This is a genomic window from Pantoea sp. EKM20T (genome assembly GCF_011800485.1).
In the GTDB taxonomy this organism is placed as follows: Bacteria; Pseudomonadota; Gammaproteobacteria; order Enterobacterales; family Enterobacteriaceae; genus Pantoea; species Pantoea agglomerans.
Genome location: NZ_JAALFW010000010.1, coordinates 112167 through 134548 on the forward strand (window position 1 = coordinate 112167; position 22382 = coordinate 134548).

Annotated in this window: 20 protein-coding genes; 9 read left to right on the forward strand and 11 right to left on the reverse strand. The window is 56.7% G+C overall.

The annotated features are described in order from the left end of the window. Nucleotides 1–277: 277 nt before the first annotated feature. A complete protein-coding gene (gene panM, locus HFD94_RS17215; protein ID WP_033759053.1) occupies nt 278–673 on the forward strand; it encodes an aspartate 1-decarboxylase autocleavage activator PanM in 396 nt (131 codons plus the stop codon). Nucleotides 674–732: 59 nt separating this feature from the next. On the opposite strand, the gene rpoH is transcribed toward panM, so the two are convergent. From rpoH to ftsY, 4 genes are all read right to left on the reverse strand, one after another. Continuing rightward, a complete protein-coding gene (gene rpoH, locus HFD94_RS17220; RefSeq protein WP_010253314.1) occupies nt 733–1590 on the reverse strand; it encodes an RNA polymerase sigma factor RpoH in 858 nt (285 codons plus the stop codon). A gap of 240 nt (nt 1591–1830) precedes the next feature. Further along, nucleotides 1831–2814: a permease-like cell division protein FtsX gene (gene ftsX, locus HFD94_RS17225; RefSeq protein WP_010253316.1), complete on the reverse strand. Its 984-nt coding sequence runs from the start codon at nt 2812–2814 to the stop codon at nt 1831–1833. Next, nucleotides 2804–3472 carry a cell division ATP-binding protein FtsE gene (ftsE, locus tag HFD94_RS17230; RefSeq protein ID WP_010253318.1) on the reverse strand — a complete coding sequence of 223 codons (669 nt, stop codon included), beginning with the start codon at nt 3470–3472 and terminating at the stop codon, nt 2804–2806. Before ftsE ends, ftsX begins: the two co-directional genes overlap by 11 nt. A gap of 5 nt (nt 3473–3477) precedes the next feature. Next, a complete protein-coding gene (gene ftsY / locus HFD94_RS17235) occupies nt 3478–5169 on the reverse strand; it encodes a signal recognition particle-docking protein FtsY (protein WP_159227124.1) in 1692 nt (563 codons plus the stop codon). A gap of 232 nt (nt 5170–5401) precedes the next feature. On the opposite strand from ftsY, the gene rsmD reads away from it, so the two are divergent. Together rsmD and HFD94_RS17245 are read left to right on the forward strand one after the other, a co-directional pair. Next, the gene (gene rsmD / locus HFD94_RS17240) at nt 5402–6001 is read left to right on the forward strand and encodes a 16S rRNA (guanine(966)-N(2))-methyltransferase (protein WP_010671526.1); all 600 of its coding nucleotides are present in this window, start codon (nt 5402–5404) and stop codon (nt 5999–6001) included. Continuing rightward, nucleotides 5991–6263: a DUF1145 family protein gene (locus tag HFD94_RS17245; protein ID WP_003852192.1), complete on the forward strand. Its 273-nt coding sequence runs from the start codon at nt 5991–5993 to the stop codon at nt 6261–6263. The genes rsmD and HFD94_RS17245 overlap by 11 nt, the downstream gene beginning before the upstream one ends. Before the next feature lie 26 nt (nt 6264–6289). On the opposite strand, the gene HFD94_RS17250 is transcribed toward HFD94_RS17245, so the two are convergent. After that, on the reverse strand, nt 6290–6646 hold the full coding sequence (locus HFD94_RS17250; protein WP_033759060.1) for a DUF2500 domain-containing protein: 357 nt from the start codon (nt 6644–6646) through the stop codon (nt 6290–6292). Between the two features lie 144 nt (nt 6647–6790). On the opposite strand from HFD94_RS17250, the gene HFD94_RS17255 reads away from it, so the two are divergent. Both HFD94_RS17255 and HFD94_RS17260 read left to right on the forward strand, forming a co-directional pair. Continuing rightward, a complete protein-coding gene (locus HFD94_RS17255; RefSeq protein WP_010253326.1) occupies nt 6791–7420 on the forward strand; it encodes a lysoplasmalogenase in 630 nt (209 codons plus the stop codon). A gap of 93 nt (nt 7421–7513) precedes the next feature. Continuing rightward, entirely contained in the window at nt 7514–9805 is a 2292-nt protein-coding gene (locus HFD94_RS17260) for a zinc/cadmium/mercury/lead-transporting ATPase (protein ID WP_163851030.1), read from the forward strand. 54 nt (nt 9806–9859) lie between these two features. On the opposite strand, the gene tusA is transcribed toward HFD94_RS17260, so the two are convergent. Then, nucleotides 9860–10111 carry a sulfurtransferase TusA gene (tusA, locus tag HFD94_RS17265; RefSeq protein WP_010253330.1) on the reverse strand — a complete coding sequence of 84 codons (252 nt, stop codon included), beginning with the start codon at nt 10109–10111 and terminating at the stop codon, nt 9860–9862. Between the two features lie 204 nt (nt 10112–10315). Between tusA and HFD94_RS17270 the strand changes: the two genes are divergently transcribed. Further along, nucleotides 10316–10981: a 7-cyano-7-deazaguanine/7-aminomethyl-7-deazaguanine transporter gene (locus HFD94_RS17270; protein WP_167433313.1), complete on the forward strand. Its 666-nt coding sequence runs from the start codon at nt 10316–10318 to the stop codon at nt 10979–10981. A gap of 116 nt (nt 10982–11097) precedes the next feature. Next, the gene (locus HFD94_RS17275) at nt 11098–11652 is read left to right on the forward strand and encodes a DcrB family lipoprotein (protein WP_010253333.1); all 555 of its coding nucleotides are present in this window, start codon (nt 11098–11100) and stop codon (nt 11650–11652) included. A gap of 55 nt (nt 11653–11707) precedes the next feature. Here the strand turns inward: HFD94_RS17275 and iolE are convergent, their stop codons facing one another. The 3 genes from iolE to iolD form a co-directional block, all read right to left on the reverse strand. Further along, entirely contained in the window at nt 11708–12604 is an 897-nt protein-coding gene (iolE, locus tag HFD94_RS17280; protein WP_010253335.1) for a myo-inosose-2 dehydratase, read from the reverse strand. Between the two features lie 47 nt (nt 12605–12651). After that, nucleotides 12652–13662: a Gfo/Idh/MocA family protein gene (locus HFD94_RS17285; RefSeq protein WP_010253336.1), complete on the reverse strand. Its 1011-nt coding sequence runs from the start codon at nt 13660–13662 to the stop codon at nt 12652–12654. Between the two features lie 62 nt (nt 13663–13724). After that, entirely contained in the window at nt 13725–15665 is a 1941-nt protein-coding gene (gene iolD / locus HFD94_RS17290) for a 3D-(3,5/4)-trihydroxycyclohexane-1,2-dione acylhydrolase (decyclizing) (protein WP_167433314.1), read from the reverse strand. Nucleotides 15666–16211: 546 nt separating this feature from the next. On the opposite strand from iolD, the gene iolC reads away from it, so the two are divergent. Both iolC and HFD94_RS17300 read left to right on the forward strand, forming a co-directional pair. Then, nucleotides 16212–18125, forward strand: a complete 1914-nt coding sequence (iolC, locus tag HFD94_RS17295; RefSeq protein ID WP_167433315.1) for a 5-dehydro-2-deoxygluconokinase — start codon at nt 16212–16214, stop codon at nt 18123–18125. Between the two features lie 492 nt (nt 18126–18617). Then, complete coding sequence (locus HFD94_RS17300; RefSeq protein WP_010253340.1) at nt 18618–19460, forward strand: MurR/RpiR family transcriptional regulator; 843 nt, start codon at nt 18618–18620, stop codon at nt 19458–19460. Between the two features lie 98 nt (nt 19461–19558). On the opposite strand, the gene iolB is transcribed toward HFD94_RS17300, so the two are convergent. Both iolB and HFD94_RS17310 read right to left on the reverse strand, forming a co-directional pair. Next, nucleotides 19559–20377, reverse strand: a complete 819-nt coding sequence (iolB, locus tag HFD94_RS17305) for a 5-deoxy-glucuronate isomerase (RefSeq protein WP_010671521.1) — start codon at nt 20375–20377, stop codon at nt 19559–19561. 119 nt (nt 20378–20496) lie between these two features. Further along, complete coding sequence (locus tag HFD94_RS17310) at nt 20497–22002, reverse strand: CoA-acylating methylmalonate-semialdehyde dehydrogenase (protein WP_010671520.1); 1506 nt, start codon at nt 22000–22002, stop codon at nt 20497–20499. Between the last annotated feature and the right edge of the window lie 380 nt (nt 22003–22382).

Consider the following 22382-nt stretch of genomic DNA (forward strand, 5'->3'; position numbering starts at 1 on the left):
GGCTTTATTTTTCAGGTTATTAAACAGGAAGTTTCTTCTGTAAATCAACTGACATATTCAGAATTGACTGAGTGAAACAGCATAATACACTGGAGGCAACGGCCGGTTTTTCACCGCTTTGCCAGCGCGTTATGCTGGATTGATCGCACGCTCTCCCTGTTTACAACTATCATCCTGGCATCCCGACCATCTTTTGACCTGTTTTATTGATGAAAATGTGGTAGCACTCTGGTTGTACATTTTCGCTGCACTTTCCCCTGTTACAGAGGTTTTTGTTATGAAGCTCACTATCCAGCGTTTAACCACGCTGACCGCGCAGGACCGCATCGATCTTGGCAAAGTCTGGCCGGATCTGGAGATTGAACAACTGGAGCAGCAGCTGGATGAGCGCCATCGTCTCTATGCTGCCCGTTTTAACGACCGGCTACTGGCGGGTTTGCAGCTGGAAATCGCCGGGATCCACGGCAAAATTCACCGGCTGTCGGTGCGCGATGTCACGCGCCGACGCGGGGTGGGACAATATTTACTGGAGGAGACGATCAGGCAGAATGGGTCGATAGCGGACTGGTGGATTGCCGATGATGGCAGTGACGATCAGCAGGTGCGGGCAGCCTTTATGCAGGCGTGTGGCTTCAGGGCGCAGAGTGACGGCTGGATAATGGCGGTAGAATAGTCAGGCGCAGAAAAACAAAAAGGGCGACATAAAGTCGCCCCTTAAGATGTCGAAGTGCGTTACGCTTCGATCGCCATACGCAGTTTCTTCATGGCGTTCTTTTCCAGCTGCCGGACACGTTCAGCTGACACGCCGTACTGATCGGCCAGCTCCTGCAGCGTGGTTTTATTGTCTTCGTCCAGCCAGCGGGCGCGAATGATGTGCTGACTACGCTCATCCAGACCTTCCATCGCATAGCTCAGCTTGTCAGCCGCGTGCGCATCCCAGTTATCCTCTTCAATGCCGTCAGCAAAGTCAGAGGTTTTATCCTGAAGATAAAGCACGGGTGCCATAGATCGGCCTTCGCTGCTCTCGTCGTCGGCAGACATATCAAAGGTCATATCCTGCGCGGCCATACGCGATTCCATTTCACGCACATCTTTGCTGCTTACGCCCAGCTCACGCGCAACCATCTCGACTTCGTCCTGATTGAACCAGCCCAGACGCTGCTTGGTTTTACGCAGGTTAAAGAACAGCTTACGCTGTGCTTTGGTGGTCGCGACTTTCACGATACGCCAGTTACGCAGCACGTATTCATGAATCTCCGCTTTAATCCAGTGCACGGCAAACGAAACCAGACGCACGCCCACTTCTGGGTTGAAGCGACGTACCGCTTTCATCAGGCCGATATTGCCTTCCTGGACCAGGTCAGCCTGTGGCAGACCGTAGCCGGAGTAATTACGAGCGATATGAACTACAAAGCGTAGGTGAGACAGGATCAGCGTCTTTGCCGCATCCAGATCGCCCTGGTAATGCAGCCGTTCAGCCAACGCTTTTTCCTCTTCTGCCGAGAGCATCGGCCAGGTATTCGCAGCCCGGACGTAAGACTCCAGGTTGCCAAGAGGAGCAATAGCTAAAGTTTGCATTTCTTTGGTCATTCAAACCCTCACAAATTCAGTGGAATTGCCGCACATTTCCCTGCGCAGACGATACATTACGTCAACGTCGCGCGAAATCCGAAAGCAATCTGTGCTACTTAGAGTGGTAAAGTTATCCACAAGTTCAATTATAGCGGTGAATATTTTACACACAGATGACAGGAAAGGAAGAGGGGAAATATCCTCTGCACCCACCATCGGTAGCAGAGGACCATTATAACAAAAAAATGTTGCAGGCGTTTACTGCGGCGTAAATCGACGTAAATGTTGTACCGTTGCCAGCCACGCAGCCACCCAGCCGATGATCGCCGCAATCAGTAACAGCAGCAGCGCCTCATCCCACGAGAAGCCTTCCAGCGAGAAGGTGGTACCAAATACGGTTGCTACACTGGCAACAACGGACTGCAGACGCAGCACCAGCACTTCCGACAGCAGCAGCGACAGCACTGCCCCGCTGAAGCCCAGCAGCGCCCCGCCATAGAGGAACGGACGCAGGATAAAGCCGTCAGTGGCACCAATCAGCTTCTGCACGTTAATGGTGTCGCGTCGGGCAAAGATGCTAAGCCGGACGCTGTTACCGATCACCAGGAACACTGCCACGATCATCAGCACGCCAATCATTGAGGCGATCTGCCCCACCAGCCCGGTCAGCGCCGCCAGCCGCGCAAACCAGCTATCATCCATCCGCACTTCATCCACGCCCTGCACTTTGGTCACCCGATCGCGCAGGCTTTGCATGGTGTCTGAGTTCTGGAAATTGAGCTTAGGTGTAATGATGGCCACCGCAGGCAGCGGATTCTGCTCCAGCATATCCATTGCGCCGCCAAAGCCTGACCAGTTGCGGAACTCGTTCAGCGCCTCTTCCCGCGTCAGGTAGTTGACGTTATCCACGCCTTCGACCTGCTTGAGCTGCGCCACCACGTTTTCTGCCGCCGTGTCATCCAGCGTTTTGGAGAGATAAACGGTTAACTGCGGCGCCGGATACCACTGCGTTGCCGCCTGGCTGACGTTTTTCCACACCATGTAGCAGACGCTGGGCAGCGTCAGTGAAATGGCGATGACCATCACCGTCAGCAGGGTTGCCAGCGGCTGACGCCACATATCAGAAAGCGTGCCGCGCAGCGCATAGCGCCACTGCTCCTGCCAGCCGCCTTTCAGCGCTTTGCTCTTCGACTGCTGCTTCGCTTTCGGCGCAGCCGGACGTTTAATACGTTTATTGACCATCGTGGCCTCCGTGCAGACGTCCCTGATTCAGCGTCATCATCCGGTAGTTGCGTCGGGCAATCAGACCGCTGTCATGCGTCGCCATCAGGACGGTGACGCCGACGCGGTTAAACTCTTCGAACAGGCGCAGAATATCTTCTGACAGCGCGTCGTCAAGGTTACCGGTCGGTTCATCGGCCAGCAGCACGGCTGGCTTGTTCACCACCGCACGGGCGATGCCCACACGCTGCTGTTCACCGCCAGAAAGCTGAATCGGATAACTTTTCGCTTTGTCGAGCAGACCCACTTTATCCAGTGCCGCCGAAACGCGACGACGAATGTCTTCGCCGCTGGCACCGGAGATAATCAGCGGGATCGCCACATTTTCATAAACCGAACGATCCATCAGCAGGTGGTGATCCTGGAAAATCATGCCGATCTGACGACGCAGGAAAGGCACCTCGCTGTTACGCAGGCGGGAAATGTCATGGCCGCTGAACCAGATTTTTCCGGCACTCGGGCGCTCAATGCCACAAATCAGCTTCAGCAAGGTACTTTTACCGGCACCGGAGTGGCCGGTCAGAAACGCCATTTCGCCAGGACGCAGACGGAAATCTACTCCCTGCAGCGCCTGACGTCCGCCGAGATATGCCTTACTGACCTCTTCAAAGCGAATCATCCTAATTAGTCCTCTCGGGCAAACAGTGCCTCAATAAAATCTTCCGCCTTAAACGGCCGTAAATCTTCAATGCCTTCACCGACGCCGATGTAGCGAATCGGAATACCGAACTGATCGGCCACCGAGAAGATCACGCCGCCTTTAGCGGTGCCATCCAGCTTGGTGAGCGCAATCCCGGTCACGCCAACGGCTTCATTAAACAGTCGGGCCTGGCTGACCGCATTCTGTCCGGTGCTGGCATCCAGCGTCAGCATCACTTCGTGTGGCGCTGAATCATCCAGTTTTTTCATCACGCGGGTGATTTTTTTCAGCTCTTCCATCAGGTGCGATTTGTTCTGCAGACGACCCGCGGTATCGGCAATCAGCACGTCAACGCCACGCGATTTAGCCGCCTGAATAGCATCGAAGATCACCGAAGCGGAATCTGCACCGGTGTGCTGAGCAATCACCGGAATGTTATTGCGCTGGCCCCACACCTGCAGCTGCTCAACAGCCGCGGCGCGGAAGGTATCACCAGCCGCTAACATCACGGATTTGCCTTCAGCCTGATACTGGCGCGCCAGTTTACCGATGGTGGTGGTTTTACCTACACCATTGACGCCAACCATCAGGATCACAAACGGCGTTTTGCCTGAGACGTCCAGTGGCGCATCCACTTTCGCCAGAATCGAGGCCATCTCCGCTTTCAGCAGGCCGAAGAGCGCTTCCGCGTCACGCAGCTGCTTGCGGTTTGCCTGCTGGGTCAGATGCGTGATGATGCGGCGAGTGGTATCCACACCCACATCCGCAATCAGCAGCTGCTCTTCCAGCTCGTCAAACAGCTCATCATCAATCTTTTTGCCACGGAACAGGCTGATAAAACCGGAACCGAGGTTCTGACGGGTTTTCACCAGGCTGCGCTTCAGGCGGGCAAAGAAGCCCTCTTTGCTGGGACGCTCCTGCTCCTGCACGATGAGTGGCGCGGCGGCCAGCGGGAGATCGCTGACGGTATCGGATAATGTCTCTGCCGGTTCCGCGTCGGTGACTTCGGCTTCGCCCAGTGCCAGTGCGGTCAGCTCTTCTTCGGTCAGCGGTGCTTCCGCTTCACTGTCCGGGGTTTCAACGATCGCAGCTTCGTCCGGCGTCAGCGCTTCATCGCTTAACGGCGCTTCGGTTTCGCTGTGCGGGGTTTCAACGATCCCGGCGTCATCCAGCGCCAGCGCGGTCAGCTCTTCTTCGCTTAATGGCGCGTCCGCTTCGCTGTCCGGGGTTTCAACGATCGGGACGTCGCCCAGCGCCAGTGCGGTCAGCTCTTCTTCGCTTAACGGCGCATCGGCGGGTTCCGCATCAACGGCTGGCTTTACCACGTCGTCGGCGTCAATAACCGGCGTCGCGTCATGTTCAGGTGCGGCGATTTCCAGTAGCGCTTCAGGATCGGCCTCAATCGGCGCAGCTTCATCCAGCACCATGGGTGCTGACTCATGCGGCGCTGCCGCGGTGGCTTCCGCCTCACGCTGCTGCCCGGCCACCGTTTCGGTGATAACGACAGTCTCTTCCGCTTGCGCTTCAGCCTGGCTTAATGCCGGGGCGTCCTGTTCTGCCTGCTGCTCTGCGGGTTCTGCGACCTCTTGTGTCTGCTCCTCCGCTACAGGTTGTTTCTCTTCCTCTTTGCCAAATCCCAGCCAGGAAAAAAAGCCACGTTTTTTCTCTTTTGCCATTGTGTGACGACACTCCTCGATGGCTTTGTCCCGGTCGCGCGTGGTTTCCAGGGGTAAATCAATGAAAGTTGGTCAGCGCCAGACCGGCGTAAACCGCAGAATAATGCATGACTTCAGCAACTCAGTAGTCTAACACTTTCCAGCCAGCTCACCACAGCACCCTTTTTTAACGTTTCTTCTCACCGATTCGCCCGTTAAACTACGCAACAAATTATGACGAGTTGTGAGCAAGATGAATAAAAACCCCCGCAGTACAGGCGGTGCCGGGCAGATTCGCATCATTGGCGGCCAGTGGCGCGGACGCAAACTGCCGGTGCCGGACAGCGCCGGACTGCGCCCGACCACCGATCGGGTACGTGAGACGCTGTTTAACTGGCTGGCCCCGGTGCTGCCAGAGGCGCGCTGCCTCGACTGCTTTGCCGGTAGCGGCGCATTAGGACTGGAAGCCCTGTCGCGTTACGCGGGATCGGCGACGCTGCTCGAGCTGGAACGGCCGGTGGCGCAGCAGCTGACAAAAAATCTGCAGACGTTGCGCGCCAGTAATGGCACCGTGATTCAGACCAATGCGTTAAACTGGCTGGCACAGCCAGGTGAACCCTTTGATGTGGTGTTTATCGATCCGCCGTTTCGTCAGGGATTGCTGGAACAGACGTTACAGCTGCTGGAGCAGAATCACTGGCTGGCCGATCAGGCGCTGATTTACGTCGAAAGTGAAGTGGAAAATGGCGCACCGCCGGTGCCGCCAGAGTGGGATCTTTATCGCGAGAAAATAGCCGGACAAGTGGCTTATCGTTTGTATCAACGTCAACAGGAGACGCAGGATGTTACTTAATTTGGGGCGTCTGTTGATGCTATGCGTGTGGGGATTTCTGCTGGCTAACCTGGTTCATCCCTACCCGAAACCGCTGACTTATTTTATCAACGTTGCGCTGATTTTCATGATCCTGATGCATGGTCTGCAGCTGGTGTTACTGCGCACCACGCAGACCAAAGATGCGCCGCCGATTGACCGCGTCACCCAGGCCAAAGTGTTTCTGTTCGGGGTGTTCGAACTGGTCGCCTGGCAGAAGAAAAACTTCCCACGCAAGAAATAATCCCGGGCGGGCGCAATGCCCGCCGGTTACTGCCGGGGTGTGAAGCTGATAAAGCGCGTGCCCTGCATCTTCAGCTCGCCTCTGGCGCCCTTGTCCAGCTGATGATATTCCGCCTCTTTAAGCTGCACTTTGATGTCGCTGGCACCGTTCAGCGGGTGAAACAGCACCTCGTAGCGCATCTCTTCCCCGGCGATCACTTCCCGCTGCCGTGAACGGCGATTGGGTGCAGGAAATTCACGTTTGGTTTTGACCTCAACCTGCAGAGAACGCTCGGGTGAAGCGTCATTCACCGCCACTTCCCGGCGTTGCTTAATGAACTGACGGGTCGCCAGCACGGCGATAATCGCCAGAACGATGATAAAGATTAGCGGCGGTTTGCTCATAGCGTTCTTGTGCCTGCAGGATGATTAATCAGGCGGCAAAGCATACAACCAGAGTTGCCTGATTGTCACATCTCAGAGGCTTAACCTAAACTGAAAGGGATATTTTGGGATCTTTCACCATTTTGAACAAAAAAGGGAGAAACAATGCTCTGGTCTTTCCTCGCTGTACTTTTCTCCGGCTGGCTCTATGTCGACGCCACCTATCGCGGCCCGCAATGGCAACGCTGGTTATTTAAGCCGGTCACGCTGCTGCTGCTTGTCGGGCTGGCCTGGCAGGCACCGGTGCTGCAGACTACGGACTACCTGATTCTGGCCGGTCTGGTCGCGACGCTGGTCGGTGATGCGTTAACGCTGCTGCCACGTCAGCAGATGCTCTATGCCATCGGGGCTTTCTTCCTGTCGCACCTACTTTATACCCTCTGCTTCGCCGCCAGCATGACCATGACCTTCTTCTGGCCAATTCCGCTGACGCTGCTCATCATCGGTGCCGCCCTGATTGGCATCATCTGGAGCCGACTGGAAGATCTGCGCTGGCCTGTCTGCACCTTTATCGGCATGACGCTGGTGATGACCTGGATAGCGACCGAGCAGTACTTCTTCCGCCCGACCGATTACAGCTTCTCGATCATGGTGGGTGCCGGTCTGCTGCTGCTGGCAAACGCCGTCTGGTTTATCTCACACTATCGCCGCCGCTTTACCGCCGACAGCGCGATTGTCGCCGCCTGCTACTTCGCCGGTCACTTTATGATCGTGCGCTCGTTGTGGGTCGTCTGAAAAAATAGCCTTGACTCTGGAGTTCACTCCAGAGTGTAGGATAAGGGATGGGCTGCGTTGCTCATCCCACTATCCTTACACTCTGGAGGTCATATGCATCAACATCACGCCTGTGGCTGCGGCAAACCCCGTGCCAGTCACGCCGCAGCAAAACCGCTGTGCCAGGTTCGCCAGGCCCGCCCCCTCTCCCTTTCTATTCACGCCGCGACGCCTGTACCTGCCGAGACGGCAGGCTGTTGCTGTGACAGTCACTGCAGCCCTGGCAACGACGCCGACACCGCTGAGGAAAGCGACCGGCGAGGTGCCGACAGTTATCCCTTTAGCTGGCAGGTCAGCGGGATGGATTGCCCGTCGTGTGCCCGCACCATTGAAACCGCTGTCCGTCAGGTGAGTGGCGTGACCGACGCCCGTGTCTTGTTCAGCAGCGAGAAACTGGTGGTCAACGCTGACCAGGACGTACAAAACGCCGTTGAACAGGCGGTGAAAAAAGCCGGCTTCCAGCTCGCAACCCCATCAGCCACGTCGGCCACATCCCCCGCTACGCCGGGCTGGCAGCATAACCGGATGCTGATTTTGCTGGCGCTGTTGGTGCTTGCAAGTAGCATTCTCAGCCAGTTCGCGCCCGCCTGGGGCGATCGGCTGTTTGTGCTGACCACGCTGGTCGGCCTGGTCCCGGTGGCGCGCGGCGCCTGGCAGCGTCTGCGCAGCGGATCGCCTTTTACCATTGAGACATTAATGACGCTGGCGTCAGCTGGCGCGCTGATTATTGGCGCACACGCTGAAGCCGCGATGGTGCTGGTGCTGTTTCAGCTGGGCGAACAGCTGGAAAGCTATGCCGCTTCCAGGGCGCGCAGCGGCGTTACCAGCCTGATGGCGTTGCGGCCTGAATCGGCGATCCGCCTTGAACAGGGCAAACGTACTGAGGTACCGCTCGCAGCGCTGCAACCCGGCGATGTGATTGAAGTCGCGGCGGGCAGCCGCTTGCCGGTCGATGGCAGCTTAATCAGCCCGCTTGCCAGTTTCGATGAGAGCGCGCTAACCGGTGAATCACTGCCGGTAACGCGGGCCAGCGGCGAAAAAATCCTCGCCGGTGCTACCAGCGTTGATCGCCTGGTGATGCTGGAAGTGGTGTCGAAGCCGGGTGAAAGCGCGATCGACCGTATCCTGCAGCTGATTGAAGAAGCGGAAACGCATCGTGCGCCGGTCGAACGCTTTATCGACCAGTTCAGCCGTATTTACACGCCGCTGGTCATGCTGCTGTCGCTGCTGGTGATGGTGGTGCCGCCACTGCTCGGCGCAGGCGACTGGCAGCCGTGGATCTACAAAGGGCTGACACTGCTGTTGATTGGCTGCCCCTGTGCACTGGTGATCTCCACGCCTGCCGCCATTACCTCCGGGCTGGCTGCAGCGGCGCGACAGGGCGCACTGATCAAAGGCGGTGCGGCGCTGGAGCGGCTGAGTTCGGTGCGCAGAATGGCGTTTGATAAAACCGGTACTCTGACGCTGGGCAAGCCGCAGCTGACGCAGATCCTGCGCTTTGGCACGGCCAGCGAGTCAGAGATGCTGGCGCTGAGCGCCGCTGCGGAACAGGGTGCCACCCATCCGCTGGCCAGCGCTATCGTGGCGGCCGCGCAGGCGCGTGATCTGGTGATTCCTGACGCGCAGGATCAGCAGGTGCAGGCGGGACGCGGCATCAGCGCGAAAGTCGCTGGCCAGCAGATTCAGCTGCTGACGCCCGGCCATGCACCCGGTCTGACGCCGCAGCAAAATGCGCAGATAGCGCAACAGGAAGCTGAAGGTGAAACCCTGGTGGTGCTGATGCGCGATGGCGAAGCGCTGGGTGCGCTGGCTCTGCGCGATCAGTTGCGCGACGACGCCGTCGAGGCGTTAAAGGCGCTGAAAAAGCTGGGTATTGAGAGCCTGATGCTGACCGGCGACAATCCGCGCGCTGCGGCGACCATTGCCCGCCAGCTCGATATTGATTATCGCGCCAGTCTGCTGCCCGCCGATAAAGTCGCGGCGATCCGCGAACTGAGTCAGCAACAGCCGCTGGCGATGGTCGGGGATGGCATTAACGACGCGCCAGCAATGAAAGCGGCAACGCTGGGCATTGCGATGGGCAGCGGCACCGATGTGGCGCTGGAAGCGGCCGATGCTGCCCTGACGCGTAATCAGCTCAGCAATCTGGCTCCGATGATTGCGCTGGCACGCCGGACTCGGCGCATCATCCGTCAGAATATCGGTATTGCGCTGGGGCTAAAGGCGATTTTCCTGGTCACAACCCTGCTGGGTCTGACCGGACTCTGGCTGGCGGTGCTGGCAGATTCGGGTGCGACCGCGCTGGTCACCGCCAACGCGCTGCGGTTACTGCGTCGCCGCGCCTGAGCAGGCGGCTTCTGATCTGAAGAGTGAGGTTAACGGCGGCCTGTACGGCTGTCGTCAACCCGCCATGCCTTTGCGGATCAGAAACTGATAGGGCAGCGTGTCGGTTTGCTGCGCCAGCAAGCCATGTTCCATAAAGCGGCAGAAGCCGGGAATATCGCGCGTGGTGGCCGGATCATCGGCGATGATCAGCAACGTCTCGCCATCCTGCAGGCTGCGTACGGTTTTGCGCACCATCATCACCGGCTCCGGGCAACGCAGGCCACGGGCATCCAGCTGATGGTCGGCAGAGGAAAAAGCATCGCTCATAATCAACTCGGTTCAGGTAAGGGGCGCTCATTCTAGCGCGTGCTGGCGGTGAAGCAAGGCGATAACGATTGCGCTAAAATTAACCATTGCATAAAAAGCACAACGCGGTAAGATGCCGCCGCTTTTTGCTCATAAAACTGCCAGGCGCTGCCCGAACGGCGTCCCGCAATGGGTTCCCTCACCCCAACATTAAAAAGGTTGAATATGCTCGCATTTTCTTCGCGTCAGCGCATGCATGCGCTTTTCTGGTTATCGCTGTTTCACCTGCTGGTGATCACTTCGAGTAACTATCTGGTTCAGTTGCCTATTTCAGTGTTTGGCTTCCACACCACCTGGGGTGCATTCAGCTTCCCGTTTATCTTCCTGGCGACCGATCTCACCGTGCGTATTTTTGGCGCACCGCTGGCCCGACGCATTATTCTGGCCGTGATGATCCCGGCGCTGTTTATCTCTTACAGTGTCTCGGCGCTGTTCTATCAGGGTGAATGGCAGGGCTGGCAGGCACTGGAAGTGATGAATCTGTTTGTTGCCCGTATCGCCTGCGCCAGCTTTATGGCTTACGCGCTGGGTCAGATCCTCGACGTTCACGTGTTCAACCGTCTGCGTCGCCTGCCACAGTGGTGGATTGCGCCGGGCTGCGCCATGTTCCTGGGGAATATCAGCGATACGCTGGCCTTCTTCTTTATCGCCTTCTATAAAAGCCCCGATGCGTTTATGGCGCAGCACTGGGTTGAGATTGCCCTGGTGGATTACAGCTTCAAAGTGCTGATCTGCATGGTCTTCTTCCTGCCCGCCTACGGCGTGCTGCTCAACGCGGCGCTGAAGCGTCTGGCTGAACGCCAGACCGCCCGCCAGATCAATTTCGGCTAAGCGCCCATACGGTTTCCACTACTATCCGCTAAGATCTTCTGACAATCATCAGGTTGCGTTTGCAACCTGATTCCTGTTGTATTAATGCCTGACTGGAAACTTAAAAAGGGATTCTGATGCGCAACCTGGTGAAATATGTAGGAATGGGTTTACTGGTACTCGGCTTAGCAGCCTGTGACCAGAAGAAAGATGAAGCGGCGAATGACAACGGCGTCAGCGCCAGTCAGTCGGCGCAAACCGTCACGCTGATGGATGGCAAACTGAGCTTCTCGCTGCCACCAGGCATGTCCGATAAAAGCGGTAAACTGGGTTCGCAGACCACTAACATGCACGTTTATGCGGATGAAACCGGTGCCCGCGCCATTATTGTGATTGCCGGCGACCCGACCAATGATGGTCTGGATGTGCTGTCGCAGCGTATGGAACAGCAGCAGCGTAACCGCGATCCGCAGTTGCAGGTGGTGTCGAACAAATCTGTGACGCTGAAAGATCAGCCCGCACAGCAGCTGGATACGGTGATTTCTGCCAATAACCAGACCTCATGGTCTTCGGTGGTTCTGGCGAAAGTGGATGGCAAACTGGTGACGCTGCAGATTACGCTGCCAGGTGATAATCAGCAGCAGGCGCAGAGCGATGCTGACAACATCGTGAAAAGCATTACGCTGAAGTAAAACAAAAGGCTGGCTTCCCTGCACGGGGAAGCCAGCCTTCGGTCAGAAGGGCTTTTTATAAACCTGCATTCTCGCGAATATATTTCCGCGCTTTCACCGCATATTCAAACGGATTGGCCAGTGCCGGATCCTGCTCCGCTTCAACCACCATCCAGCCTTTATAGCCGTAATCATCCAGGATTTTGAACACCGGTCTGAAGTCGATCACGCCATCGCCCGGTACGGTAAAGGTGCCCTTTTTCACTCCTTCCAGGAACGAGAGATGGTTCTCACGCACCTCGGCGACCACCTCATCACGCACATCCTTAAGATGAACGTGGAAGATGCGCGGCAGATATTTCTCCAGTACCGCCAGCATCTTCTGCTGGGAGCCTTCGGAGTAGTAGACGTGGCCGGTGTCATAGAGCAAACCGACCTGCTCGTCGGTCATCTCCATAAACCGGTCAATCTCTTCAGTGGTCTGAATGCCGGTGCCCATGTGGTGATGCAGCGTCACGCGCATCCCTTTCTCCGCCGCGATGCGGGCCAGTTCGTTGTAGCCTTCCGCGGTTAACTGCCACTCTTCATCGCTGAAAATGGCCTTCTCTTCAAACACCGCAAGCCCGGTGCCCTGAATACTTTTGCTCTGTTCGGAACAGCCAATCACCCGCGCGCCCATCGCATGCAGGAAGTTCATATGCTCGATGAACTGTTCGATGGTTTTCTGTTTATCGCCATTAGCGAAAAAGGTGCTGAACCAGGCGTTGCAGATCTCAATGCCGCGAATGTCGAGCATCGGTTTCAGGATCGCCGGATCGCGGGGATATTTGCTGCCTACTTCGCTGCCGGTAAAGCCAGCCAGCGCCATCTCACTGACGGTTTGCTGGAAGGTATTCTCACTGCCGAGATCCGGCATGTCATCGTTGGTCCAGCCGATCGGGGCGATCGCCAGTTTTACATTCTCTTTGTTCATTATCTTATTCCCAGGCGGAGAGCGGCCATGCCGCATAGACAGCTAAATCAGTTATAGAAAGCAGGACGCGGCGGCATCTCTACCGGCTCAATCGCACCACTGTTCTGCGCTTTAATGCAGGCATCGGCGGCGACTGAGGCGGCAAAGCCATCCCAGGCAGAAGGACCGGTCAACTGGCCCGCTTTGATGTCGTTGATAAACGCCTGCAGCTCAACGTCATACGCCTCGATAAAGCGATCTTTCCAGTCCACCAGAATGGTGTTCGACAGGCGGGCCTCTTTGCGCAGCTGCACCGAAGAGGGCTCTGGCAGGCGCGCAATCCCCTCTTCACCCACCACTTCACACTGAATGTCATAGCCGTAAGCGCAGTTAACGAAGATCTCGACGTCAATGCGAACCCCTTTCTGGGTTTCGAACAGCACGATCTGCGGATCTTTCAGCTGACTGTGTGACTTCGAGGTAACGCGCGGGAAGACTACCTGCACCGTTTTATAGTCATCGTTTGTCAGCCAGCGCAGCACATCCAGCTCGTGGATCAGGGTGTTGGTGATCGCCATCGGCGTGGTGTAGTTCTCCGGCACGGTCGGGTTGCGGTGCGCACAGTGCAGCATCAGCGGCTCACCGATATCGCCATCGGTGATCACTTTTTTCAGTGCACGGTAGCCCGCATCGTAAGGACGCATAAAGCCGACCTGCACCAGGCGTTTACCCGCCTGAATCTCTGCATCCACGACCCGGCGGCAGCCCTCGGCGCTCATCGCCAGCGGCTTCTCACAGAACACCGGTTTACCGGCGGCAATCGCCGCTAAGGTGAACTCTTCATGGGTCGGATCCCATGAGGTGACCAGCACCGCATCAACATCCGGAGACTGAATCACGTCGTGTCCATTTTCGAATACCTCCGCCTCAATATTCAGGCGTTGCAGTGCGGCACGCGCGCCTTCGACATTAATGTCAGAGACGGCAACCACCTGTGCACCCTGCAACACATGGCTGCAGCGACGAATATGTTCCTGACCAATTGCACCTGTACCGATGACGCCAAGTTTCAAAGTCATAATTACACCTGTGTAGGGTTCGTACGGAGAAGAGCAAAACGGGCCGTGGCACGGCCCTGAAATTAATATTTTCGCGCCTGATCCAGATGGCTGTTGAGCTTGTCCGCCACCGCCTGAGAACGTTCGGTCTTCGAGGCCTGCGCCACGCCGACGTGCCACCAGCTGAAATATTTGTGGATCATGGTTTTTGGCAGCACTTTGATGTCGATAAGAGTGGAAACCGTCTGGGTGCGGGCATCTTCCAGCGCCGCCTTAAGCTGCTCCAGCGTGGTCACACGATAGGTTTTGCAGCCATAACCGGCGGCAATAGCGGCGAAATCGACCGGGATAAAGCCGCCGTCCAGCTTGCCGCCTTCCGCATTACGGAACCGGAACTCAGTGGTAAAGCTGTCCATGCCGTGTTCCATCTGCAGGTTATTGATGCAGCCGTTGGTCATGTTATCCAGCAGCACTACGTTGATCTTCGCCCCTTCCTGAATCGAGGTGACCAGCTCTGAGTGCAGCATCATAAAGGAGCCATCACCGACCAGCGCATAGACCTCGCGCTGCGGCTGCGCCAGCTTCACACCCAGCGCGGCATTCACTTCATAACCCATGCAGGAGTAGCCATATTCAACGTGATAGGCGTTGTAATCTTTGGTGCGCCAGACGCGCTGCAGGTCGCCCGGCAGACTGCCCGCCGCTGCCACTACCACTGCGTCTTTTGGCAGTTGCTCATTTAAGGTGCCGAGCACGCTGCTTTGCGTCAGCAGCGACTGGGTCAGGCGGTTAAACTCAGCGAACACCGCTTTACGGTCGAGATGATCCGCAATCTCCGGCACAAAGTCGCCATCGTGATATTCCACCTGGTAGACACGCTGCGTCTCTTTCAGCAGTTGGCTCTGTGCCTGCTCAATCTGGTTGCCCCAGTCGTTGCTGTAGTGCTGCGAGGCCAGACCGGCGGTGAGCGCGGTCAGCCCTTCGCGGGCATCGGCCAGCAGCTGCACGCCATCGAGCTTGTAGCTGTCAAAGTTACTGACGTTGATGTTCAGGAAGCTGACATCGGGATGCTGGAAAATCCATTTCGACGCGGTGGTGAAGTCGGTGTAGCGGGTGCCGATGCCGATCACTAAATCGGCCTCTTTCGCCAGCAGGTTAGCCGCCAGACAGCCGGTTTCGCCCACGCCGCCGACATTCAGCGGATGGTCAGAGACCAGCGTGCCTTTGCCCGCCTGCGTCTCCGCAAAGGGAATCTGATAGCGCTCGGCAAACTGGCGCAGCGCCTCGCCCGCTTCGGAGTATTTCACTCCGCCGCCGCAGATAATCATCGGCTTGCGCTTACGGTTAATCAGCGTCAGGGCATCTGCCAGCTGCGCCGCCACCGGCAGGCGGCGATCCAGACGGTGCACCCGTCTCTGGAAGAAGTAGTCCGGGTAATCCCAGGCTTCGCCCTGCACATCCTGCGGCAGCGACAGCGTGACCGCGCCGGTTTCTGCCGGATCGGTCAGTACGCGCATGGCGTTGATACAGGCGGACATCAGCTGTTCCGGGCGGCTGACGCGATCCCAGTATTTGCTGACGGCGCGGAAGGCATCGTTGGTGCTGATGCTGAGATCGTAGCTCTGCTCAATCTGTTGCAGCACCGGATCGGGCTGGCGGGTGGCGAAGACGTCGCCTGGCAGCAGCAGCAGAGGAATGCGGTTGGCGGTAGCGGTCGCCGCGGCGGTGATCATATTGGCCGCACCAGGCCCCACAGACGAACTGCAGGCGATAATCTGGCGGCGCAGCGACTGGCGCGCAAAGCCGGTGGCAGCATGAGCCATACCCTGCTCATTACGGCCCTGGTAGACCACCAGATCGCCGCTATCCTGTTCCAGCGCCTGGCCCAGCCCCAGCACGTTGCCATGTCCGAAAATGGCGAAGATGCCTTTTACGAACTTCGTCTCAACGCCATCGACATCAATGAATTGATTATCAAGAAATTTAACCAGCGCCTGTGCCGTGGTCAGTCTGATAGTGCCCATATTCTTCCTTACATGCTGGTGGACCCCGACTTCCGCGACAGCACGCCAGGCGTTGTCATCGGCGGAAAAGGCGACCTGAATAACTGAAACGTGAGGCGATTATAAACAAATATATTTTTCATAAAACACGATTACAGAAGAAACATTTCATTTTGCGAGTGAGATCAAATTTAATGACGGCAACAGGTCTGGCGGGCGATTGCAGTGGGGAAATCTGGAACGTTTAACAGAGAGTGATGCCTGATGAAAAAATTCATTTCAATGCAGCAGCTTGCCTGACTGGCGTGCGGATTCCTGCGATCCCCTTCACAACCCTGACATACCGCACATCACGCTGGCAGAGTTCGCGCAGGCGGGCGGCAATCAGGAGTTTTACCTGGTTCACAAAATTGCGATGGATATTTCATTTCGTATTGAATATGGAATTTTTATTCCTCATACTCCCCTTCATAGCCAGTCAGACACCTACAGACCCGGAAGCAGAGCGTAACTGGTGTCGGTCTTTACGCCCGCCAGCGCTGCTAATCACAGAAGGAAACCACAGGTATGAGTACACAACAGAAACCGCTTGATGTGATTTGTATCGGGCGCATCGCCGTTGATTTTTATGGCCAGCAAATCGGGGCGCGACTGGAAGATGTCACCTCCTTTGCTAAATATCTGGGCGGCTCCTCGGGCAATGTCGCCTATGGCACCGCGATTCAGGGGCTGAAATCGGCGATGCTGGCGCGGGTGGGAGATGAGCATAATGGTCGCTTTCTGCGTGAAGAGTTGCAGCGCGTAGGCTGTAACACCGATGCGCTAATCACCGATCCGCAGCGTCTGACCGGACTGGTGATCCTCGGCATCAAAGATGAAGAGACTTTTCCGCTGATTTTCTACCGCGATAACTGCGCCGATATGGGTCTGGTTCCGGACGATATCGATGAAGCCTTTATTACCTCTGCGCGCGCAGTGGCGGTTACCGGCACCCACTTATCCCATCCTCAGACCCGCGAAGCGGTGCTGAAAGCGCTGGATATCGCCCGCCGCAACGGCCTGCGCACGGCGCTGGATATCGATTACCGCCCAGTGTTGTGGGGACTGACCTCTCTGGGCGACGGTGAAACGCGTTTTATTGAGTCGTCACAGGTCACGCAGCAGTTACAGGAAGTGGTGCACTATTTCGATTTGATCGTCGGCACCGAAGAGGAGTTTCATATTGCCGGTGGCAGCACCGACACCCTGACCGCGTTGAAAAACGTGCGTCAGGCGAGTCAGGCGACGCTGGTCTGCAAACGTGGACCGCTGGGTTGCGTGGTGTTTGAAGGCGAGATCCCGGATAGCTGGGAACAGACTGAGCTGCACACGGGCGTACGCGTCGAGGTTCTCAACGTGCTGGGCGCGGGCGATGCCTTTATGTCTGGCCTGCTGCGCGGCTGGCTGAATGATGAGGGCTGGACTCAGGCGTGCCGTTACGCCAACGCCTGCGGAGCGCTGGTGGTATCACGCCACGGTTGTGCGCCCGCCATGCCAACCAAAGCGGAGCTGGATGATTTCCTGAGTCGCGACAAAGAGGTGAAACGTCCCGATCTCGACAGCCGTCTGAACCATCTGCACCGCGTGACTACCCGCAAGCAGCAGTGGCCGGAGCTGAATGTCTTCGCCTTCGACCACCGCAAACAGCTGGCGGATATGGCGCAGGAAGCGGGCGTGGACGAGAGCCGCATTCCGGAGCTGAAACTGCTGCTGCTGGAAGCCGCTCAGCAGGCTGCCAGAGAGGCAGGATTAGAGAATAAAAGCGGGATTCTGGCGGATACAACTTACGGTCAGAAGGCGCTGAACGCCATTACCGGTAAGAACTGGTGGATTGGCCGCCCGATTGAGCTGCCGAGCTCGCGTCCGCTGCGCCTGGAACATGGCAACATCGGCTCACAGCTGATCGACTGGCCTGCCGAACACGTGGTGAAATGTCTGGTCTTCTATCATCCGCATGACAGTGCTGAACTGCGTAAAGAGCAGGATGAGCTGGTGCTCGACGTCTGGAGCGGCTGTAACAAAAGCGGTCATGAGCTGCTGCTGGAAGTGATTCTGCCTGACAACAACCCGGATAAGAACGAAGCGTATTACTTTGATATGTTGAGCCATTTCTACAGTCTGGGCATCCAGCCTGACTGGTGGAAACTGCCACCGCTGTCGGCGGAAAGCTGGCAGGCGATCAGCGGTCTGATTGAGCAGCAGGATCCCCACTGTCGCGGCATTCTGTTACTCGGTCTGGATGCGCCCGAAGAGAAGCTTAAAGCGGGCTTCACCGCGGCGGCCAAAGCGCCCTGGGTGAAAGGTTTTGCGGTAGGCCGCACTATCTTTGGTCAGCCTTCCCGCCAGTGGTTACAGGGGGAGCTGGACGATCAGGCGCTGATTGAGACGGTTAAAGGCAACTATCTGCGACTGATTGAGTACTGGCGCGCTGCCCGCGCCTGATTTGCTGCTATGCCAGAGGCTGTCTCAACCAGGATAGCGTTGAAGGTCAATGACGACGTCTGTTACGGGCCGCTGTGAAACCGTGCGGACGCAGGGAACACGGTCAGATCGGAAAGACGCAAAAGCCGCCATCCATGGCATGCTCGGCCCGCGTCGTCCCTGACGCGGGACGCTTTCCTCCTCTGACCGTGTTCCCTGCTCATTTAGCTAATGCGTTGCTGCCAGACCCGATGCCTCAGCAATCTCACGCCATTCCAATCAGAATGGCATTTTTACTGATTATCCTTCCTCCCCTGCTGTGATTTCATCCGGGTTTCCACCCCATTATTGCCTGTGCAGAGGCGCGCCTCGGGTGCTGAGGCTAATCTGTGAACCATTTCATAAAGCCATGAAATAAACCGCGTCGTTGACGCAAAGAAATGAAATTTTCCATCCATCTGGTAATATAGCGCTCATTATGCAGCCATTATTCTAATTATACGGGCAGAAGTGATGAACAATAATCCCACCCAACTTTCTCTCTTGCAGGACGATATTCGTCGCCGCTACGAAACGCTGAGCAAGCGTCTTAAACAGGTTGCGCGCTACATCCTTGATAACAGTAACAGTATTGCTTTCGATACCGTCGCCTCGATTGCTCAACAGGCCGATGTGCCACCGTCCACGCTGATCCGCTTTGCGAATGCTTTTGGCTTCAGCGGCTTCAACGAAATGAAACAGGTTTTTCGTCAGCACCTGATGGAAGAGACGGTCAACTATACCGAGCGCGCTCGCCTGTTTCGCCAGACCTCCACGGACGACAGCGCCAGTGCGCCTGAAAGTCCGGCGGAAATCCTCAACGTCTTTACCATGGTTAACAGCCAGGCGCTGCAGCAGCTGGCGATGCAGGTTAATCCTGAGCAGCTGAACAAAGCGGTGAAACTGCTGAATGAGGCTGAGAATATCTATGTTATCGGCCTGCGCCGCTCTTTCAGCGTCGCCTCCTACCTGGTCTACGCGCTGCGTCATCTTGAGCGCCGCGCTTTCCTGATTGATGGCCTGGGCGGGATGTTTACCGAGCAGCTCAGCCTGGTAAACCCGAAAGATGTGGTGATTGCGATCAGCTACTCGCCTTATGCACGTGAAGCGGTCGAGGTGGTTGAAATGGGTGCCAAGCGCGGTGCGCATCAGATTGCCATTACCGACAGTCAGGTCAGTCCGCTGGCCGCCTTCAGCGATGTCTGCTTTGTGGTACGTGAAGCGCAGGTCGATGGCTTCCGTTCGCAGGTCGCTTCACTCTGCCTGGCACAGACGCTGGCGGTTTCGCTGGCACTGAACAACGCAAAGACCAGCTGAGTTCCACACACAAAAAAGGGCAGCGCGACAGGCTGCCCTTTTTACTGATATGAACGCGGCTTATAAACCGTGATTGCTGTTTATTTTTCAGCGAAGACTTACGCTTTCCGTGGATAGCTGTCGCTGTTCACCCAGGCGTGATCTTTCTCCCAGGTAAATTTCCACAGCCGCACCGGCCCCGCCATCACGTTCAGATAGTAGTTATTGTATCCCGCCAGCGTCGCTACCGGATGATAGCCGCGCGGTACCATCACCACGTCGCGATTATAGGGTGCCATACAGACATCAAGGGAACGGTCGTCGGTGTAGACGCGCTGCATGGCAAAGCCAGGTTCCGGATCGAAACGGTGATAGTAGGTCTCTTCCAGGTAGGTTTCGTTTTCACTCTCCTCCTGGTCGTGCTTGTGGCTGGGATAAGAGCTGGTATCGCCCTCGTTGGTATAGACTTCCACCACCAGCAGGCTATCAGCCGGTTCATTGTCAGGCAGGATATTGTGAACCAGGCGCTGGTTGCGCCCTTTTCCGCGATGCTCAACACCAACATCGGCTGGTGCAATCAGGCGCGCAGGCAGATTCCCCTGACCGGGCGCATTACAGACCGCCAGCTCAAGATCGCTGTCAGCGTAAACCTCTACTTCATCATCATGCGGCACATAAACGGAATAAGGCGGAACGCGCTCAAAAGGCGACATGCGCTGACCGATACCGGGAAAATCAGCATGGCGGGTTTTTACCGAGGCCAGCCCGGCCACCAGCACCAGACACAGCTCTTTGTCACCACTACTGAGGCGCAGGGTTTCCCCTTTCTTCAGCAAATAGGCATCAAATCCCACATAACGCCAGCCGGCGCGCTCAGGCGTCACATGCTGAATACGACCCTGCGCGTCAGGGGCTTGTGCTTTCGACAGTAAAGACATCCTGATACTCCTCTCTGTCACGATTGACGCTGCGGTGGGCTCGCGGGCGCGGTGCCAGCGAACAAAGCGACCGGCAGATTATCCTGCCGGTCGCGCACCGGGATCAGCGTTGAAATGAATCAGCCTAAGGTTGGCATACTGAATTCAGACACAGTCTGCTGACCGGATGGCCAGCGTACGGTGGCCGTTTTCATGCGGGTATAGAAACGCACGCCATCCGGCCCATGGACATTGAGCGCGCCAAACACTGAACGTTTCCAGCCGCCGAAGCTGTGGAATGCCATCGGTACCGGAACCGGCACGTTGACACCGACCATACCCGCTTCAACGTTCTGCACAAACTCACGTGCGGTGTGACCGTTGCTGGTGAAAATCGCGCTGCCGTTGCCGAACTCATGGCTGTTAACCAGTTGCAGTGCACTGTCGTAGTCCGGCGCGCGCATGATGCTCAGCACCGGCCCGAAAATCTCTTCACGCCAGATCACCATCTCAGAGGTGACATGATCAAACAGCGTGCCGCCGACGTAGTAACCTTCGGCGTGCCCCGCAACCTGCACGTTACGGCCATCGACCACCAGCTTCGCGCCTTCCTGCTCGCCTTTGTCGATGTAGCCCAGCACTTTCTTCTGGTGCGCCGCCGAAACGACCGGTCCCATCTCATTTTCATCAGCGCCCTGATTAATGCCAGGGCCGATACGCAGCGCGTTCACCAGCGGAGTCAGACGGGCGATCAGCTTGTCGGCGGTATCATCGCCCACGGCGACCACAACCGGCAGCGCCATGCAGCGTTCACCAGCAGAGCCAAACGCACCACCCATAATGGCGTTGACGGTGGCATCCAGGTCGGCATCCGGCATAACGATAGCGTGGTTTTTCGCCGCGCCAAACGCCTGTACCCGCTTGCCGTGGGCGCTGGCGGTTTTATAGATATGCTCAGCCACGCCAGAAGAACCGACGAAGCTCACCGCGGCAATACGCGGATCTTTATAGAGCTGCTCAGCATCTTCATTGGAACTGTGCACCACGTTGAATACGCCATCGGGCAGGCCCGCTTCGGTCAGCAGTTCAGCCATACGCACTGCCGCGGAAGGATCCAGAGCCGGTGGCTTCAGCACAAAGGTGTTACCGCAGGCCAGGGCTATCGGGAACATCCACAGCGGTACCATCGCCGGGAAGTTAAACGGCGTAATGCCCGCCACGACGCCGACCGGTTGCATCAGCGAGTAGCTGTCAACGCCGCTGCCGACGTTCGGGGAATATTCGCCTTTGAGCAGATGGGGGATCCCGCAGGCAAACTCAATCACTTCGATGCCACGCGTCAGTTCACCCAGCGCATCAGACCAGACTTTGCCGTGCTCAGAGACAATCAGCGCCGCCAGCTCATCACGGTGCTTCTCCATAAGGGCTTTAAAGTTGAACAGAACGCGGGCGCGACGCAGCGGCGAGGTTTTCGACCAGGCGGCAAAAGCGTCATGCGCGACACCAATCGCCTGGGCCACTTCATCAGCGGTACTTTGCGTCAGTTCACGTACCACTTTGCCGGTTGCCGGATCGTAAACAGGAATGGTTTCGTTGCTGGCGCTGAAAGTGGTTTTACCGCCAATAAAGTTACCTATGATTGTCATGATGTTGCCTCTTTAGATGGTTAAGTTCCCTGCAGACGGACCATGCGACCTGCCACACTGCCTGACCAGGCAAACCTGAAAGCGTGCTATGAAGCTATTACAGTGGAACAAATTTTTCAAATGGATCTTTTTGGAAAATTTGATTTTAGCGGCACAGATCGCATTTTTCCCGCTACTTAGTCTCTCGCGGCATCACGATGACGGGAGGCCACTAATAGCGGCCAGCCTTAGCGTAGCAGGGTAATAGCCGGGGAGTGGTTTGGGCGTTTTACTGCGAAGTCGATCCAGCCTTTATGCATCGGGCTGAAACGGAATATGAAATTAATGCGAGGCTGATCTAATAATTTGTGTTTCATTATTCACTATTAATGAAATAAATG

Bases quoted from the DNA above. Each gene is read 5' to 3' on its own strand.
- panM (WP_033759053.1), top strand. From the start codon at position 278: ATGAAGCTCACTATCCAGCGTTTAACCACGCTGACCGCGCAGGACCGC.
- rpoH (WP_010253314.1), bottom strand. From the start codon at position 1,590: ATGACCAAAGAAATGCAAACTTTAGCTATTGCTCCTCTTGGCAACCTG.
- ftsX (WP_010253316.1), bottom strand. From the start codon at position 2,814: ATGGTCAATAAACGTATTAAACGTCCGGCTGCGCCGAAAGCGAAGCAG.
- ftsE (WP_010253318.1), bottom strand. From the start codon at position 3,472: ATGATTCGCTTTGAAGAGGTCAGTAAGGCATATCTCGGCGGACGTCAG.
- ftsY (WP_159227124.1), bottom strand. From the start codon at position 5,169: ATGGCAAAAGAGAAAAAACGTGGCTTTTTTTCCTGGCTGGGATTTGGC.
- rsmD (WP_010671526.1), top strand. From the start codon at position 5,402: ATGAATAAAAACCCCCGCAGTACAGGCGGTGCCGGGCAGATTCGCATC.
- HFD94_RS17245 (WP_003852192.1), top strand. From the start codon at position 5,991: ATGTTACTTAATTTGGGGCGTCTGTTGATGCTATGCGTGTGGGGATTT.
- HFD94_RS17250 (WP_033759060.1), bottom strand. From the start codon at position 6,646: ATGAGCAAACCGCCGCTAATCTTTATCATCGTTCTGGCGATTATCGCC.
- HFD94_RS17255 (WP_010253326.1), top strand. From the start codon at position 6,791: ATGCTCTGGTCTTTCCTCGCTGTACTTTTCTCCGGCTGGCTCTATGTC.
- HFD94_RS17260 (WP_163851030.1), top strand. From the start codon at position 7,514: ATGCATCAACATCACGCCTGTGGCTGCGGCAAACCCCGTGCCAGTCAC.
- tusA (WP_010253330.1), bottom strand. From the start codon at position 10,111: ATGAGCGATGCTTTTTCCTCTGCCGACCATCAGCTGGATGCCCGTGGC.
- HFD94_RS17270 (WP_167433313.1), top strand. From the start codon at position 10,316: ATGCTCGCATTTTCTTCGCGTCAGCGCATGCATGCGCTTTTCTGGTTA.
- HFD94_RS17275 (WP_010253333.1), top strand. From the start codon at position 11,098: ATGCGCAACCTGGTGAAATATGTAGGAATGGGTTTACTGGTACTCGGC.
- iolE (WP_010253335.1), bottom strand. From the start codon at position 12,604: ATGAACAAAGAGAATGTAAAACTGGCGATCGCCCCGATCGGCTGGACC.
- HFD94_RS17285 (WP_010253336.1), bottom strand. From the start codon at position 13,662: ATGACTTTGAAACTTGGCGTCATCGGTACAGGTGCAATTGGTCAGGAA.
- iolD (WP_167433314.1), bottom strand. From the start codon at position 15,665: ATGGGCACTATCAGACTGACCACGGCACAGGCGCTGGTTAAATTTCTT.
- iolC (WP_167433315.1), top strand. From the start codon at position 16,212: ATGAGTACACAACAGAAACCGCTTGATGTGATTTGTATCGGGCGCATC.
- HFD94_RS17300 (WP_010253340.1), top strand. From the start codon at position 18,618: ATGAACAATAATCCCACCCAACTTTCTCTCTTGCAGGACGATATTCGT.
- iolB (WP_010671521.1), bottom strand. From the start codon at position 20,377: ATGTCTTTACTGTCGAAAGCACAAGCCCCTGACGCGCAGGGTCGTATT.
- HFD94_RS17310 (WP_010671520.1), bottom strand. From the start codon at position 22,002: ATGACAATCATAGGTAACTTTATTGGCGGTAAAACCACTTTCAGCGCC.